The following is a 14,679-nucleotide window of genomic DNA, read 5'->3' as shown; positions in this document are numbered from 1 at the left end:
CCCAAAATTAATGCTTCTGCTCGCCGATCAAGGAAAGATTGTCGTGCTCGGCCTGGTTCAGCTTGTGCTTGCGCATGATGGCGAACATGGTGCCGGCGACGAACAGGCCGAACAGGGTGATGATGATGTTGAGCGGCAGGTGCAAGCGGATCATGATCGAATACACGGCCAGCATGGTCAGAATGGACAGGTTTTCATTGAAGTTCTGCACGGCGATGGAATGGCCTGCGCTCATCAGCACGTGGCCACGGTGTTGCAGCAGGGCATTCATTGGCACGACGAAGAAGCCGGACAGGGCACCGATCAGCACCAGCAGCGGGTAGGCGATCCACACGGAATGGACTTGCGTCATCATCATGACGATCACGCCCATGGCGATACCGAGCGGAATGACGGTCAGCGATTTGCGCAGCGGAATGAAGCGGGCCGACAGCACGGCGCCGCCCGCCACGCCGATGGCGACGACGCCCACGAGGCTGGTCGCCTTGTCGAACGGCATGTTCAGCGACTGCTTGGCCCATTCCAGCACGATCAGCTGCAAGGTGGCGCCAGCGCCCCAGAACAGGGTCGTCACGGCCAGCGTGATTTGTCCCAGCTTGTCTTTCCACAGGATGGAATAGCAATTGGCAAAATCGGTAATCAGTTTGATAGGATTGCGTTCCTGGTGCGGATACACGCAGCCCGTATCCGGAATCTTCAGGTTGGCCAGGGTCGCCAGCACATAAATGCCGACGACGATGCACAGGGCCGCTTCCGTCTTGCTGGTGATGCCCGTATCGATCAGGGGGATGTCGATGGACAGCAGCATGTCGGACACGTGGCCGCTGACAAGTGCGCCGCCCATGACGGTGCCGAGGATGATGGAGGTGACGGTCAAGCCTTCGATCCAGCCATTCGCCGCGACGAGCTTTTCCGGCGGCAGCAATTCCGTCAGGATGCCGTACTTGGCGGGCGAGTACACGGCCGCGCCAAAACCGACGACGGCGTAGGCCAGCAGCGGATGCACGTGGAAGAAGACGAGGGCGCAGCCGAAGATCTTGACCATGTTGGCGATGAACATGACCTTGCCTTTCGGCAATGCATCCGCGAAGGCGCCGACAAAAGCGGCCAACAGCACGTAAAACAGCACGAACGACAGTTTAAGTAGCGGCGTGATCCACGCCGGGGATTTCATGGACACCAATAAATCGACGGCGACAAAAAAGAGGGCGTTATCTGCCAGCGAGGAAAAGAACTGCGCCGCCATGATGGTATAAAAACCACGATTCATTCTGGATTGCCTGAAATCATATCTGGCTTGCTTTATACCACGAAAAAACGGCAAACCCCAAGTTTGGCAAGGGCTGCTTTGCATCCTCTTGCCTAAGGTCGGCTTAATTTTTCCGCCGTAGAAAAATACATCACATGTGAGCATTTTATAAATTATGTCCTATGCGCACGACCTGCGGTGCCTGTCATGTCCTAGTACGGCCCATCCGGTAAAATACGGCTTTCCCACTTGCCGTGTGTCACGCTTATGCCCAGGCCCCTTATCGCCACCATCGATCTCGATGCCATGCAACACAATCTGGCGCGCGCCCGTGCTGGCGCCCGGGGCGCCAACGTGTGGGCCGTCGTCAAGGCGAACGCCTACGGCCACGGCCTGGAGCGGGCCATGCGGGGCTTTGCCGATGCCGATGGCCTGGCGCTGGTCGAGGTCGATTACGCCGTGCGCTTGCGCGAACTGGGCTGGACCAAGCCCATCTTGCTGCTCGAAGGTTTTTTCGACGCCAGCGATCTGCCCGTCATGGCGCAATATGGCTTGAACGGCAGCGTGCATTGCGAAGAACAGATCGCCATGCTGGAAGCGGCGCGCTTGCCGCGTGCCATCGATGTGCACCTGAAAATGAATACGGGCATGAACCGCCTGGGCTTCACGCCGGGCGCCGTGGCAGCCGCCTATGCGCGCCTGCGCGCCATCCCGCACGTCGGCACGATCACCCTGATGACGCATTTCGCCAATGCCGATGAAGCGGCGCCCACGCGCTTGCCCCTGGAACAGCAGATGCTGCGCTTCGAAGCCGGCGCGGCCAGCATCGGCGTCTCCTTGCCGCGCAGCCTGTGCAATTCTGCCGGCGTGTTGATGCACCACCTGGACAGCGACTGGGTGCGTCCCGGCATCATGCTGTATGGCGGCACGCCCGGCGGCACGTCCGCGCAGGCGTTCGGCTTGCTCCCCACCATGACCTTGCGCAGCAAGGTTATCGGCATCCAGCACATCGCCGCCGGTGAAGTGGTGGGCTATGGCAGTCGCTACGAGGCGACCGGCAATATCAAGGTAGGGGTGGTGGCCTGCGGCTATGCGGACGGCTACCCGCGCCATGCGCCCGAAGGCACGCCCGTGCTGGTCGACGGCGTGCGCACGGGGCTCATCGGCAGGGTCTCGATGGACATGCTGATGGTCGATCTGACGCAGGTGCCGGGCGCAAAAGTCGGCAGTGCCGTTACCTTGTGGGGCCAGGGCATGCCGATCGACGAGGTGGCGCTGGCCGCCGGCACCATCGGCTACGAGCTGATGTGCGCACTGGCGCCGCGCGTTCCGGTGATCGAGGCGTGACCTCCCGGCCTTGTTTGTATATACTGTATATATAAACAGCAGTTTCACCTTACCCGGGCAAAGTACACCATGGCAAAAGTCAAGACCACCTACACCTGCAGCGATTGCGGCGCCATCAGCAACAAATGGATGGGGCAATGCACCTCGTGCAACCAGTGGAATACCATGGTGGAAACCCTGCCTGAAACGGGCGGCAACAACCGCTATTCGAATCCGCAGCACATGTCGCTGGCGCAGACGGCGCCCGTGCTGTCGCTCGACGATATCGACGCCATCGACGTGCCCCGCTTCGGCACGGGCATCGAGGAATTCGACCGCGTGCTGGGCGGCGGCATGGTGGCCGGCGGCGTCGTGCTGATCGGCGGCGACCCCGGCATCGGCAAGTCGACCCTGCTGCTGCAGGCGCTGGCGAACATGTCGCACCACAAGCGCGTGCTGTACGTCAGCGGCGAGGAATCGGGCGCGCAGATCGCCCTGCGCGCCAAGCGCCTCGTCATCGACGCCAAGGAACTCAAATTGCAGGCCGAGATCCAGCTGGAAAAGATCCTGTCCACCTTGCACGACCTGAAACCGGAAGTGGTGGTCATCGACTCGATCCAGACCGTGTATTCGGACGCGCTCAGCTCGGCGCCCGGTTCCGTAGCGCAAGTGCGCGAGTGCGCGGCCCAGCTCACGCGCGCGGCCAAGCAGACGGGCGTGACCATCATTCTGGTGGGCCACGTGACGAAAGAGGGCGCGCTGGCCGGCCCCCGCGTGCTCGAGCACATCGTCGACACGGTGCTGTATTTCGAGGGCGACGCCCATTCCAGCTTCCGTCTCGTGCGCGCCATCAAGAACCGTTTCGGCGCCGTCAATGAGCTGGGCGTATTCGCCATGACGGAAAAGGGCTTGAAAGGGGTATCGAACCCGTCGGCCCTGTTCCTGTCGCAGCACGACAACCAGGTGCCGGGCTCGTGCGTGATGGTGACGCAGGAAGGCACGCGCCCCTTGCTGGTGGAAATCCAGGCCCTCGTCGACACGAGTCACTTGCCCAATGCGCGCCGCCTGTCCGTCGGCCTGGAACAGAACCGCCTGGCCATGCTGCTGGCCGTGGCGCACCGCCACGCGGGCATCGCCGCGTTCGACCAGGATGTGTTCATCAACGCCGTCGGCGGCGTGAAGATCACGGAACCGGCGGCCGATCTGGCCGTGTTGCTGGCGATTAACTCGTCGATGCGCAACAAGCCCTTGCCACGGGGATTGGTCGTGTTTGGCGAAGTGGGGCTGGCCGGCGAAATCCGTCCCGCGCCACGGGGCCAGGAGCGCTTGCGCGAAGCGGCCAAGCTGGGCTTTACCCTGGCCGTGGTGCCCAAGTCCAACTTGCCGAAGCAGCTCATCGAGGGCCTCAAGGTCATCGGCGTCGAGCGCATCGACGAGGCATTCAACAAGTTGCGCGATCTGGAGTAAGAGTTGGTATGGTTTAAATGCCAAGCTTAAGACAAGTCAAACAAAATTTCCGTTTGGAACTATAATATTTGTCCGATGGATTCCTGCGTGAATCCGCGTCGACAATGAATTGATAGAGAAGCGGAATACAGTGTCAGTTGAACAAAGGCAGGGCGCACGCAAGATATTGCGTGCCAAGGCGATGTTGGTAATGGATGGCGCAGGCCCCGTGGCGGCGCGTACACTCGATGTGGGGCCGGGCGGCATGTCGGCCGTGATTGCGGAGCCGGTGCCGACAGGCAAGCAGGGCAAGGTGTTGTTCGAGCTGTTTTACGATGGCGCCGCACACATCATCGAGGCACGCGTGTCCGTTTCGCACTGCATTTTCAGCAGTGCCGGTTTCAAGGTGGGACTCACTTTCCTGCAGCTGGACATGGCCGTCAGCAGCGCCATTTCGAAGTTCATGCGCTGAGGCCCGCCCGAGATAAACGGCAAGTGAAATGCGCTAGAATGGTGCATATGGGTTTGCAGTCAGGAAAAACTTGTTCTGTTCGCTGTTTTGATATTCCGGTAATACTGCATAATTATCAACCAGAGGAGGGACCCGGCCGCGCCACGCGCGCCTGCCGTCCGTTTCTTGCGCAGCACGGTCAGGACCTGAACCGTGTGTCATGACCTTACACCCGACGGGAACGCCTACCATGTTTAATTCGACCATCAACAGCAGGGCCTACACCAACAACACGCAGCAAACGACGCAGGGCAATATCTCGGCCGATGTGTATGCGAAGGTGGAGCGCCAGATGCAGTCGCAGAACACGGGCGTCGTCAAGCTCAACGCCAGCCTGGCGCGCGACCAGGCCAAGTTCTCGGGCCTGGGCCAGCTGCAATCGGCGCTGGCGAAATTCCAGACCGTGGCCAAGAACATGGCCGGCAGCGGCCTGGCCACGTCGGCCACGTCCAGCACCAAGGACGTCGTCAGCGCCACCACCACCGACAAGGCCGCCAGCGGCAGCCATGAACTGAACATCAAGCAACTGGCGCAGGGACAGACCTTGCTCAGCGGCGCGCAGAAATCCTCGAGCGCGGCGATCGGCACGGGCGCGCCGGCGCTGGTGAAGATCGAAGTGGGCACGGCCGACGGCAAGCAATTTACACCCGGCAGCGGCAAGGTCATTTCGCTGAAGATAGATAGCAGCAACAATAGCCTCGACGGCATCGCCGCCGCCCTGAAACAGCAGGGCGTGGACGCCAGCGTCGTCAAGGGCGCCGATGGCTACTCGCTGGCCATCAACGGCAAGAGCGGCGCCGACAGCAGCATGCGCATCAGCGTGTCCGGCGACGCGGCCGTCAGCAACCTGCTCAGCTATGCGCCCGGTGCCGACAAGGGCTTGCAGCAGACGGCCGCCGCGCAGGATGCGCTGCTCACCGTCGACGGCAAGGACGTCAAAAGCGCCACGAATACCCTGACGACGGCCGTCGAGGGCGTCACCATCGAATTGAAAAAAAAGGGCACGACCGACCTCGTCATTGCCAAGGACAGCAGCCAGATCGCGACCAACGTGGCCAGTTTCGTCACGGCCTACAATGAACTCAATAGCAAGCTGCAAAGCCTGCAGCAGGGCGACTTGAAATCCGACACGGCGCTGGGCCAGGTGCGTTCGCAGATGGAGCAGGTGCTGCGCACGGCCAGCACGGGCGTGCCCGCCTCCATCCTGAGCAGCGCCGGCGTGACCCTGGGCAAAAGTGGCGAGCTGGTGCTTGACGATAAAAAACTCAAGGCCGCCATCGCGGCCGACCCCGATGCCGTCAGCAAGCTGTTTACGAATAACGGCAAGGGCGTGGCGGACCAGTTCACGAGCAAGATCGGCGAGCTGACGGGCGAAACGAGCATCATCCGCAAGGAAGTGCAGACGGTGGGCAAGGACATCACCACCCTGACCAACAAGAAAGCCGTGCTGGCCAAGGCGCTGACGGCCCAGGCGCAGGCGCTGATCAAAGCCTATTCGGCGCAGGAACAGATGGGAACGAACTCGGCCTTGCCGGGTTATACGGGCAAGAACTCTTTATTCGACTTCATGGCCTAAGGACACACCGCTAAAGCGCCCATGGCGGCGTTGCATCGCCTTGCCGTACTTAGCGTACTGTCTGCGGCGCTGCGCCTTGCCCTGAGCGCTGTATCGGCGCGCTTGTTACATGCGGTCACCCTGAGCAAAGAAGGCTGACGGCGAACTGCCGAAAGTCTTCTTGAACATGGCGGAAAAGGCCGACTGGCTGGCGTAGCCCAGTTCTTCGGCCACTTGCGACAACGGCACGCCGCGCGCGATCAGGGGCGCCGCGTGCGCCAGGCGCACTTGCTGGCGCCACTGGCCAAAACTCATGCCCAATTCCCGTTCGAACAGCCGCGCCAGGGTACGCTCCGAGGCGCCGACCTGCTGCGCCCAGTGTTCCAGGGTCTGGTTCAAGCCCGGTTTCTCGATCAGGCTGTCGCACAGGGTTTTCAGGCGTTTGTCGGCAGGCAAGGGCACGCGGATGGGGCGCGTGGCCGAGCGTTTCAATTCATCGAGGATCAGTTCGGCCAGCAGCGCTTCACGCGCCGGCTCCTGTCCCGGGTCCAATTGCTCCAGCGCCATGATCAACTGGCGCAGCAGGTTCGACACTTCCAGCACCTTGCAGTCGCTGCCCGTGAATGGCGCGCGCGCGGCATGGATGCACAGGGGGCGCAAGCGGGTTTTTTCCAGTATCGTGACGGCATGCTCCACGTTGGGCGCGATCCAGATGGCGCGCATGGGCGGCAGCACCCAGCTGCTGTTGTTGGCCGTGATGCGCAGCACGCCTTCGAGCGCCATCGTGACCTGGCCCCAGGGGTGGGTGTGCGGTGACAGGAATTCATCGGCTTGCAGGTCGCGCGCGATCATGGTCACGGGGATGGTGGCGCTGGGCGCTTCCCGTGGCGGACACATGCGGGTATGGTGGAGGATAGGTACACCCATCAGCTTGGCCTTAATTCGATAAATTATGTCGTTCTGTCGGAAAACGGACGATGATATTTTGCATACACTTGAGTTTTACCAGTATAAAACAGGGTATGACATGATAACAACTAACTCGGCATCCGGACTTCCTACCTTGCGCAGCGATGCGCGCGTCATCGGCCTGGTGGGGCTGGCGCATGGCGTGTCGCACTTCTACCACCTGATCCTCGCGGCCCTGTTCGTCTGGCTGAAACCGGCCTTCGACCTGTCGTATGCGGAACTGGGCTTGCTGATGACGGTGTTCTTCATCATCTCGGGCGTGGGGCAGGCGCTGGCCGGCTTTGTCGTCGACCGCTTCGGCGCCCGCGCCGTGCTGTTTTCCGGCATTTTCCTGTTGGGCATGTCGGCCTTGGCCCTGTCCACGGCGCACAGTTATGCGGCGCTGATGCTGGGCGCCATGCTGGCGGGCATGGGCAATAGCGTGTTCCATCCGGCCGATTACACTATCCTCAACCAGCGCGTCTCGGCGGCGCGCGTGGCCTACGGCTTTTCCGTGCATGGCATCAGCGGCAACATCGGCTGGGCCCTGGCACCGCTGTTCATGACGTACGTTGCCACCCATTATGACTGGCGGATCGCGCTGCAATGCGCGGCCGTGCTGCCGTTCGGCGTGCTGCTGATCCTGTTCCTGAACCGTCACGCCATCCGTCCCGAGCCCGTGAAAAAGGCCGCGCCGGGCCAACAAGCTGGCGGCGAAGGCACCTTGGACTTTTTGCGTCTGCCCGCCGTGTGGATGTGCTTTGCCTTCTTCTTCATTACCGCCATCGCCCTGGGCGGCATCCAGAGCTTTGCCAGCGTGGCCCTCGTCAAGCTGTACGGCATGAGCCTGGCGCTGGCCACGAGCGCCTACACGGCGTATATGCTGGCCTCCGCCGTGGGCATGCTGGCCGGCGGCGTGGTGGGTGCGCGCAGCAAGCAGCCGGACCGTAACGTGGCGATCGCCTTTTCGGCCGCCGCGTTGCTGGCCGTGCTGCTGGGCATGGCCGTTGTGCCGGCCTGGGGCGCTGTGGTACTGATGGGCGCCATCGGCCTCACATCCGGCGTGGCGGGACCGTCGCGCGACCTGATGATACGCGCGGCCGCGCCAAAAAATGCCACGGGGCGCGTGTATGGCGTCGTGTATTCGGGCCTCGACAGCGGCCTGGCCGTCGGCCCCCTGTTCTTTGGCGCGCTGATGGATGGCGACCATCCGACCCTGCTGTTCGTCTTCATCGGTCTGTTCCAGGCGCTGGCGATTGCCACGGCCGTGGGCGTGGGCGGCAAAACACGCGCCGCAGCGTTGCAAAAGGCATAGAATCGTTGCCATCTGCCACAAAAGGAATCCCCATGACCTTTGCCACCACCGACCTGTGCGACGACTATGCGGCTATGCTCGACGACGGCACTCTGGCTGTGCTGCCGCCCGTGTACCGCGCCTTCGGCCAGCGCATGCGTTTCAGCGGCCCCGCCACCACCTTGCAAGTGTTCGAGGACAATGCCCTCGTGCGCAGCACCCTGGAAACGCCGGGCCAGGGCCACGTGCTGGTGATCGATGGCGGCGGCAGCCTGCGCCGCGCGCTCGTGGGTGGCCAGCTGGGCGTGCTGGCGGAAACGAATGGCTGGGCCGGCATCATCGTCGATGGCTGTATCCGCGACAGCGAGGAAATCAATGTCTGCCAGATCGGCGTGCGCGCCCTGGCCACGCATCCGCGCAAAAGCAACAAGACGGGCGCCGGCCAGCGCGACGTGCGCGTGCAGATCAGCGGCGTGGCCGTGCAGCCGGGCGACTGGATCTACGCCGATGCGGATGGCGTCCTGGTGGCGCGCCAGGAACTCGATTGACGGCGCAGTAGCTGAAAACGTTACAAATTATCCACATTAAATATATTTCTGCAAAGTTCTTTGATTTTCATCATGGCTGAGATATGATTTCACTTAAGGAAACTTTAATGCCTATAAGGCAAGGAAATCAGACCATGAAAATCGCCACCATCGCCGCAGTTGTTGCCCTGTTCGCCGCCGGCAGCGCCAGCGCCAGCCCTGTCAACCTGATCACGAATGGCGATTTTGAATCGGTCGCGCCCGGCTATACCTTTTCCAGCGGCTATCATGTTGTCAATGGCGGTTCTTCGGCCATCGGCGGCTGGACGGTGGGCGCTTCCTCGGTCGACCTGATCCGCAATGCCTATAACGCCATCGATGGCTACAGCATCGACATGCTGGGCACGCCTGGTCCTGGTTTCCTGTCGCAAAGTTTCAACGTCGTTGCCGGCCAGACCTATAACCTGAGCTTTGACATGGCGCGCAATCCGGGCGGCCCTGCCGGCCAGGGCGTGGCCGTCAATTTCGGTGGCGTGGCAGGCAATTTCTACTCGACGGCTGCCGCCTCGAACACCTTGTACAGCAACACCCTGAGTTTTACCGCCGCTTCCACCGGTCTGGCGACCCTGTCGTTTGCCAGCGCCGCCAAGGCCGGCACGTCGTTCGACAATTACTCGGGCGCCGTCATCGACAACGTGGCCGTGATGGCCGCCGTGCCGGAACCGGAAACCTACGCCATGCTGCTGGCCGGTCTGGGCCTGATGGGTTTCCTGCGCCGCCGCAAGGCCGCCAAGTAAGCCGGATTTTTTCCGAGATCAAACCGCCGGCGGCAATGCCCAGGCGGTTTTTTTACGTCAGGGGTCTTGCGCGTAGCCGTCCACCTGCACGACAAAGCGGTCGATCCGCGGCCAGGCGTCGCGCGTCCTGACTGTGTGCCGCAGGTACGCTTCCGCCTGCTGCGCATGCTTGCCGTCCACTGCGTAGCGGGCCTCGAACGGCTGGTCCTGGCGCTCCCTGTTTTGCTGGCAACCCTGGTAGGCGAGATAGGCGGGCTTCTTGCCCAGCCGGGACAGGAAGTCGCCGCAGGCCAGCCCGGCGCCCTGCGTGCCGCCCGCGCCCAGCAGGAATAGCCACGGCAGCAGTGTAGTGAGTCTATTGACTGGCATCGGCATCTCCGCGCAAGGGGCACGCCGCCGCTGCCGGCCCCATGCGCAGCACCAGTTCGCCGCGCAATTGCGTCAATCCCGCGATGCGCGCATCGATTTCGCCCAGCTTGCGCGCCAGCGCCGCGCGCAGCAGGTCCGCCGTGGCGGGATCGCCGGCGGCCGCCAGCAGCGGCATGTCCGCCTCGATTTCCGCCAGGGTAAAGCCCAGCTGCTGCGCCGTGCGCAGGTAGCGCAGCCAGTCGGCAGCCTCGGGCGGATAGTCGCGGTAGCCATTCGCGCCGCGCCGCGCGCGCAGCAGGCCCCGCTTTTCATAAAAGCGCAGGGTATCGCGGCTCAAGCCCGTCGCCTGCGCCATCTCGCCGATCTGCATGGTGATTTTTCTTTCATAAAATGCTTGACCATGGAGTGTACTCCAAGCCCGATCATGCGTGCTTTTCATAGCCAGGAGTTCCCATGTTGTCCCTTTCCGCCTTCCGCCGCGTAGTGCGCGCCAGCGCCATTTATGACGTGCTCATGATTGCCCCGTTTACCACGCCGTGGACGTTTTTGCTACTGCACGAGCACTTGAGCGCCCTTAACGTGAGCCTGGGCGGCGTGCCGCTGCCCGTCTTCGGACCGTTTCATCTGCTCATCGGCAGCTTGTTTGGCAGCGTGGTGATGGTCTGGTCGGTGCTGCGCACGCTGGACCCGCAGCCGCGCTTCGGCCGCTATGACGCGGCGGCCCGCTACCTGTTTTCCACGTGGATGGCGTGGGCGCTGCTGGAGACGGGCCAGCCCCTGCTGTGGCTGTTCTTCGTGCCGGAACTGGCCTGGGGCCTCGCGCAAAGCTTGCCATTGCGCCGCAGCAAAGGCACGCCGGCAGGGCGCGCGCACGAATCGTTGTTGAGATGACGATAACGAAATGCAATAATGGCCGTGCTTTACAGCAATAAACGACTATTAAGGGATGATTATGCAGCAGGATGCCGCTGGAAAAAACATGGCGTTGCTCGATCCGGTGGTGGCGCCGCGCATCGCCGTGACGCGCCTGGTGACGGGCCTGCTGCAAGGCTTGCTGCTGTACTGGCTGTACAGCACGGCGCAAGACAAGGCGTGGCCCGCCACGGAAGCCTATCTGCTGGCGCCGCTGATGCTGATCAGCTTGCTGCTCCCCATTTTGCTGGTGTCCAGCCTGGGCCACATGTCGGTCAAGCGCATCGGCCTGTGGATGGCGGGCGCTGCCGTCGTGATGGCCGTGCTGGCCTGGCACGACGTGGCGCGCGGCGCCGAGCACGTGATCTGGGGTAACTACAAGCCGGGAGCGCCGCTGCGCGTCATTTCCGCCCAGCTGTTCGGTTTCTGTGTCGTCGGCTTGTATATCGCCCACGCGCTGGTGCTGGCCAGCGCCCAGGATGGCCAGCGCATCGCCCGCTATCCCACCTACTTTGAAATCGCCTGGAAGCTCGGCATCCAGCTGCTGTTTTCCCTGCTGTTCGTGCTGGGCCTGTGGCTGGTGCTGTGGCTGGGCGGGCAGCTGTTCCTGCTCATCAAGCTGACTTTCCTGAAAAAACTGCTGGGCCAGGCCTGGTTCGTGATTCCCGTCATCTGCTTCGCGTTTTCGTTCGCCATCCACATCACGGACGTGCGCCCCTCCATCGTGCGCGGCATCCGCACCTTGCTGCTGGTGCTGCTGTCGTGGCTGATGCCTATCGCCGCCGTGCTCGTCTCCGGTTTCCTGCTGACCTTGCCTTTCATCGGCTTCGAGCGCCTGTGGGCCACGCGCCATGCGGCGTCCGTGCTGCTGGGCATGGCTGGCGTGCTGGTGGTGCTGATCAATGCGGCCTTCCAGAATGGCGAAGTGGGCCATGGCGTGGCGCGCGGCATTCGCCTGGGCACGCGCCTGGCCTGTCTGCTGCTGCCATGGGTGGTGGGCATCGCCATCTATGCGCTGACCTTGCGCGTGATGTCGCACGGCTGGACCTCCGACCGCCTGATCGCCGCCGCCTGCCTCTTGATCGCCACCTGCTACGCCGCCGGCTATGCCTGGGCGGCCAGCAAGTATGGCGACTGGCTGCACCTGATCGCCAACGTCAACGTGGCCACCGCCTTTGTGACCCTGCTGGTGCTGTTCGCCCTGTTCTCGCCGCTGGCGGACCCGGCCCGTATCTCGGTAGCCAGCCAGATGGCGCGCCTGGACAGCGGCAAGGTCGGCGTGGACAAGTTCGATTTCGAATACCTGCGCTTCCAGGGCGCCCGCTATGGCCAGGCGGCCTTGCAGGAACTCAAGACGCGCACGACGGGCCCGGACGCGGCCATCGTGCGGGCACGCGCCGAGGCCATGCTCAAGCGCCAGAACCGCCTCGATGAAACGGGCGCGCTCAGCGACGTATCGATCAACCTGACCCTGCGTCCGGCCACGGCGAAACTGCCGGAGAGTTTCCTGCGCCAGGACTGGACGCAGGTCGGCCCGGCCTGGCGCCTGCCCGCTTGTTTGAAGCGGGCAGGGCAGCAGTGCGATGCGTATCTGATGGATTTCGACGGCGATGGCAAGCAGGAAGTGCTGTTGATCAGCAACGACCCGCGCGCCTCGTCGGTGTTGCTGGCGGAAAAGGAAGACGGCAGCTGGACCGCGCGCGGGCAAATCCCCACCGATGCCCTGCGCTGCAAACCCCTGCGCGAGAAGCTGCAGGCGGGCGAGTTCCAGCTGGTGCCGCCGAAAGTGCGCGAACTGGAAATCGACGGCCAGCGCGTGCCGATGACCTTGTATACGCCAGAGGACGAGGTCAGCTGCCCGGATGAGACGGTGCCGGGCTCGTAAGTGGCAGAAGAAAGGATTTGCCGCGCCGAACAAAACCGATTGCTTGCCATGACACCAATCACTTCGTGGGTTGAGCGACTCCGTCCGTTATCGGCCAAGAGCGGAAGTGCATGACGTTATTGAAGTGTAGTTTAAGGTTGCCCTATGATTAGTAAAGAAAGCGCTCCGGCGGCATGGACCACACTGATGTGCGAGCTTGAAGATGCGCAAGAACACTTGACCACGCTCATATCGGAGATGAGTAGGGAGGTTGACTACGACGAGGTAAATCTTCGCATTGATCTCGGCCATGTGTTTGCGCACTTGAACAGGGCTTGGCATCTGCGTGACTTGGCGGAGGACCTCGATCAAGAGCAGTGGGAGCGAGCCGGTCAATTTCCCCAGGACTTAGACCCGGTATAGCTCATGGACGAGATTGGCTGGATTCGGCCAAATGCGGACCTTCGGCGTTACGTTCGCATCTGACGGCAGCAAGGGGCCGCCAAGTCTGGCGTGCCCAATTAAATGAAAGAGTTTTTCGCGTGATTTCAGTCAGTCCAGCTACTAAATTTGCGCACGTTGCCATATTTGTGTTGTTGGCTTGTTTTGCCAGCTCAACGATAAGTACGGCTATCGCAGGAACGTCATCTCAGGAATTAATGGGATGTATGGTCAGCAATACCAGTCCGGCAGAACGCTTCGACACCGCTTTGGTGACTTGGGTAGCCGCTTCTTATCATCCATCGATGCCACCTGAGCTTAGGGTGCCGGAGCAGTCCAAGGAACTGATTTACCGCCGTGTGGGGAAACTACTGGATCGGCTGCTACTGGAGGTGTGCACTGAAAAGGCGCGAGCGACGATCCGGAATGAAGGAACTTCAGGCTTGGCTGCGGCATTACATGCTTTTTGGGCATCCGGAACCGTAGAACTCAATCAGAGCAAGGAAGCCACTTCTGCGTTCGGGGAAATCTGGGGCTATACGGACGGGAAGAGAATTTCGGGCGCCCTGCAGGGAAAGTAGCTGCTCGCCAGCCGCGATGATGGCCGATGCCGGCCAAGAGTAGTCGATCGATTTTTCGTAATATTTCGTCAAGCATAGGGAAATAGATGAGAGAAACGCCAAGCCCATTCAAAAGCAAATTCGACAAACTTTACAATGTCTTTGAACAATTCTATGCATCGTTTCCTGAGTTGTCAGACCGGCGAATTTCTGAGCTACGGGATTCATGGTGTTGCGCAAAAGCCCAGTATATCCAGCTTGTTAATGCTGGAGTATCGAAGTCAAAAATTGCTGCTGGACTAGAGCAAGGGCTCCGTGAACTTCCATTGCTCCTCGCTGGTGCCGAGCCACAGAACCGTGTCAAAATTACAGATGCGTTACATAATGCCGTGCGTGCTGCTTATCCAGAATTCGCCGCAAAGGAAGCTAAATACCTTGAGCAGATTCTGATAAATGGCCGCATCCGTAGTGAAAACCAATTTTACCTAGTTCGCCATCGGATCGACGAACTGGAAAGTACTGGTGCTACGGCAACCCAACGGGATGCACTCTATCGTTTGATCGATGAGTTCGAGTCACGCCGGCGCAGATAGTTTGGTTCAGCTTTCGAACTACCCATACGTCCGCTTTGGGGCGGAAGCGGACGGTACCATTGGGGCAAAGCGCCACCGGTAGCTAAGTGCTGATTCATAGTTCTTGGCAGATGAGAACGCGATTAGGCGTGGCAGGGGCCTGTGAGGCTTGCCAGTTCCTGGTGTGCGATTTCGTTGCTGCTTGATCCAACGACGAGATCGGGTCTGACCTGTTTATCTCCTGCCCAACCGAGACTCTTGCCGTGCTCAAGCAAGAGCTGGTCATCCCTCGCCGTACGGGCGGAGAG

General features: G+C 61.4%; 15 protein-coding genes. 11 read left to right on the top strand and 4 right to left on the bottom strand.

Annotation, left to right across the window (positions count from 1 at the left end; all coding sequences use genetic code 11):
* Positions 1-7: 7 nt before the first annotated feature.
* Complete coding sequence (gene lplT, locus CLU90_RS09300) at positions 8-1,270, bottom strand: lysophospholipid transporter LplT (RefSeq protein ID WP_092719468.1); 1,263 nt, start codon at positions 1,268-1,270, stop codon at positions 8-10.
* Between the two features lie 246 nt (positions 1,271-1,516).
* On the opposite strand from lplT, the gene alr reads away from it, so the two are divergent.
* The 4 genes from alr to fliD all read left to right on the top strand — a co-directional run bounded on the left by alr (position 1,517) and on the right by fliD (position 6,108).
* Positions 1,517-2,596 carry an alanine racemase gene (gene alr, locus CLU90_RS09295; RefSeq protein ID WP_100427741.1) on the top strand — a complete coding sequence of 360 codons (1,080 nt, stop codon included), beginning with the start codon at positions 1,517-1,519 and terminating at the stop codon, positions 2,594-2,596.
* Positions 2,597-2,665: 69 nt separating this feature from the next.
* The gene (radA, locus tag CLU90_RS09290; RefSeq protein ID WP_034749799.1) at positions 2,666-4,042 is read left to right on the top strand and encodes a DNA repair protein RadA; all 1,377 of its coding nucleotides are present in this window, start codon (positions 2,666-2,668) and stop codon (positions 4,040-4,042) included.
* A 130-nt stretch (positions 4,043-4,172) separates the two neighbouring features.
* On the top strand, positions 4,173-4,493 hold the full coding sequence (locus CLU90_RS09285; protein WP_269799992.1) for a PilZ domain-containing protein: 321 nt from the start codon (positions 4,173-4,175) through the stop codon (positions 4,491-4,493).
* Between the two features lie 229 nt (positions 4,494-4,722).
* On the top strand, positions 4,723-6,108 hold the full coding sequence (gene fliD, locus CLU90_RS09280) for a flagellar filament capping protein FliD (protein WP_100427740.1): 1,386 nt from the start codon (positions 4,723-4,725) through the stop codon (positions 6,106-6,108).
* A 105-nt stretch (positions 6,109-6,213) separates the two neighbouring features.
* Here the strand turns inward: fliD and CLU90_RS09275 are convergent, their stop codons facing one another.
* Positions 6,214-6,984 (bottom strand): AraC family transcriptional regulator, encoded by a 771-nt coding sequence (locus CLU90_RS09275; RefSeq protein ID WP_092719458.1) that lies wholly within the window; start codon positions 6,982-6,984, stop codon positions 6,214-6,216.
* Positions 6,985-7,114: 130 nt separating this feature from the next.
* Here CLU90_RS09275 and CLU90_RS09270 point away from each other — a divergent pair, with 130 nt between their 5' ends.
* The 3 genes from CLU90_RS09270 (at position 7,115) to CLU90_RS09260 (ending at position 9,653) form a co-directional block, all read left to right on the top strand.
* Positions 7,115-8,350: an MFS transporter gene (locus tag CLU90_RS09270; RefSeq protein ID WP_100427739.1), complete on the top strand. Its 1,236-nt coding sequence runs from the start codon at positions 7,115-7,117 to the stop codon at positions 8,348-8,350.
* A 32-nt stretch (positions 8,351-8,382) separates the two neighbouring features.
* Positions 8,383-8,877 carry a ribonuclease E activity regulator RraA gene (gene rraA, locus CLU90_RS09265; protein WP_100427738.1) on the top strand — a complete coding sequence of 165 codons (495 nt, stop codon included), beginning with the start codon at positions 8,383-8,385 and terminating at the stop codon, positions 8,875-8,877.
* A gap of 134 nt (positions 8,878-9,011) precedes the next feature.
* Entirely contained in the window at positions 9,012-9,653 is a 642-nt protein-coding gene (locus CLU90_RS09260) for a choice-of-anchor C family PEP-CTERM protein (RefSeq protein WP_092719449.1), read from the top strand.
* A gap of 57 nt (positions 9,654-9,710) precedes the next feature.
* On the opposite strand, the gene CLU90_RS09255 is transcribed toward CLU90_RS09260, so the two are convergent.
* Positions 9,711-10,022 carry a DUF4952 domain-containing protein gene (locus CLU90_RS09255; RefSeq protein ID WP_157808782.1) on the bottom strand — a complete coding sequence of 104 codons (312 nt, stop codon included), beginning with the start codon at positions 10,020-10,022 and terminating at the stop codon, positions 9,711-9,713.
* Positions 10,009-10,392, bottom strand: a complete 384-nt coding sequence (locus tag CLU90_RS09250) for a MerR family transcriptional regulator (RefSeq protein WP_100427736.1) — start codon at positions 10,390-10,392, stop codon at positions 10,009-10,011. The genes CLU90_RS09255 and CLU90_RS09250 overlap by 14 nt, the downstream gene beginning before the upstream one ends.
* A gap of 83 nt (positions 10,393-10,475) precedes the next feature.
* On the opposite strand from CLU90_RS09250, the gene CLU90_RS09245 reads away from it, so the two are divergent.
* The 4 genes from CLU90_RS09245 (at position 10,476) to CLU90_RS29205 (ending at position 14,392) form a co-directional block, all read left to right on the top strand.
* Complete coding sequence (locus tag CLU90_RS09245; RefSeq protein ID WP_100427735.1) at positions 10,476-10,913, top strand: hypothetical protein; 438 nt, start codon at positions 10,476-10,478, stop codon at positions 10,911-10,913.
* A gap of 88 nt (positions 10,914-11,001) precedes the next feature.
* On the top strand, positions 11,002-12,819 hold the full coding sequence (locus CLU90_RS09240) for a DUF4153 domain-containing protein (protein WP_092719438.1): 1,818 nt from the start codon (positions 11,002-11,004) through the stop codon (positions 12,817-12,819).
* Positions 12,820-13,466: 647 nt separating this feature from the next.
* A complete protein-coding gene (locus CLU90_RS09230; RefSeq protein WP_100427733.1) occupies positions 13,467-13,820 on the top strand; it encodes a hypothetical protein in 354 nt (117 codons plus the stop codon).
* 86 nt (positions 13,821-13,906) lie between these two features.
* Complete coding sequence (locus tag CLU90_RS29205) at positions 13,907-14,392, top strand: hypothetical protein (protein ID WP_157808781.1); 486 nt, start codon at positions 13,907-13,909, stop codon at positions 14,390-14,392.
* Positions 14,393-14,679: the final 287 nt, after the last annotated feature.

Source organism: Janthinobacterium sp. 67, assembly GCF_002797895.1.
In the GTDB taxonomy this organism is placed as follows: Bacteria; Pseudomonadota; Gammaproteobacteria; order Burkholderiales; family Burkholderiaceae_D; genus Janthinobacterium.
This window is presented reverse-complemented; position numbering and strand designations above follow the sequence as displayed.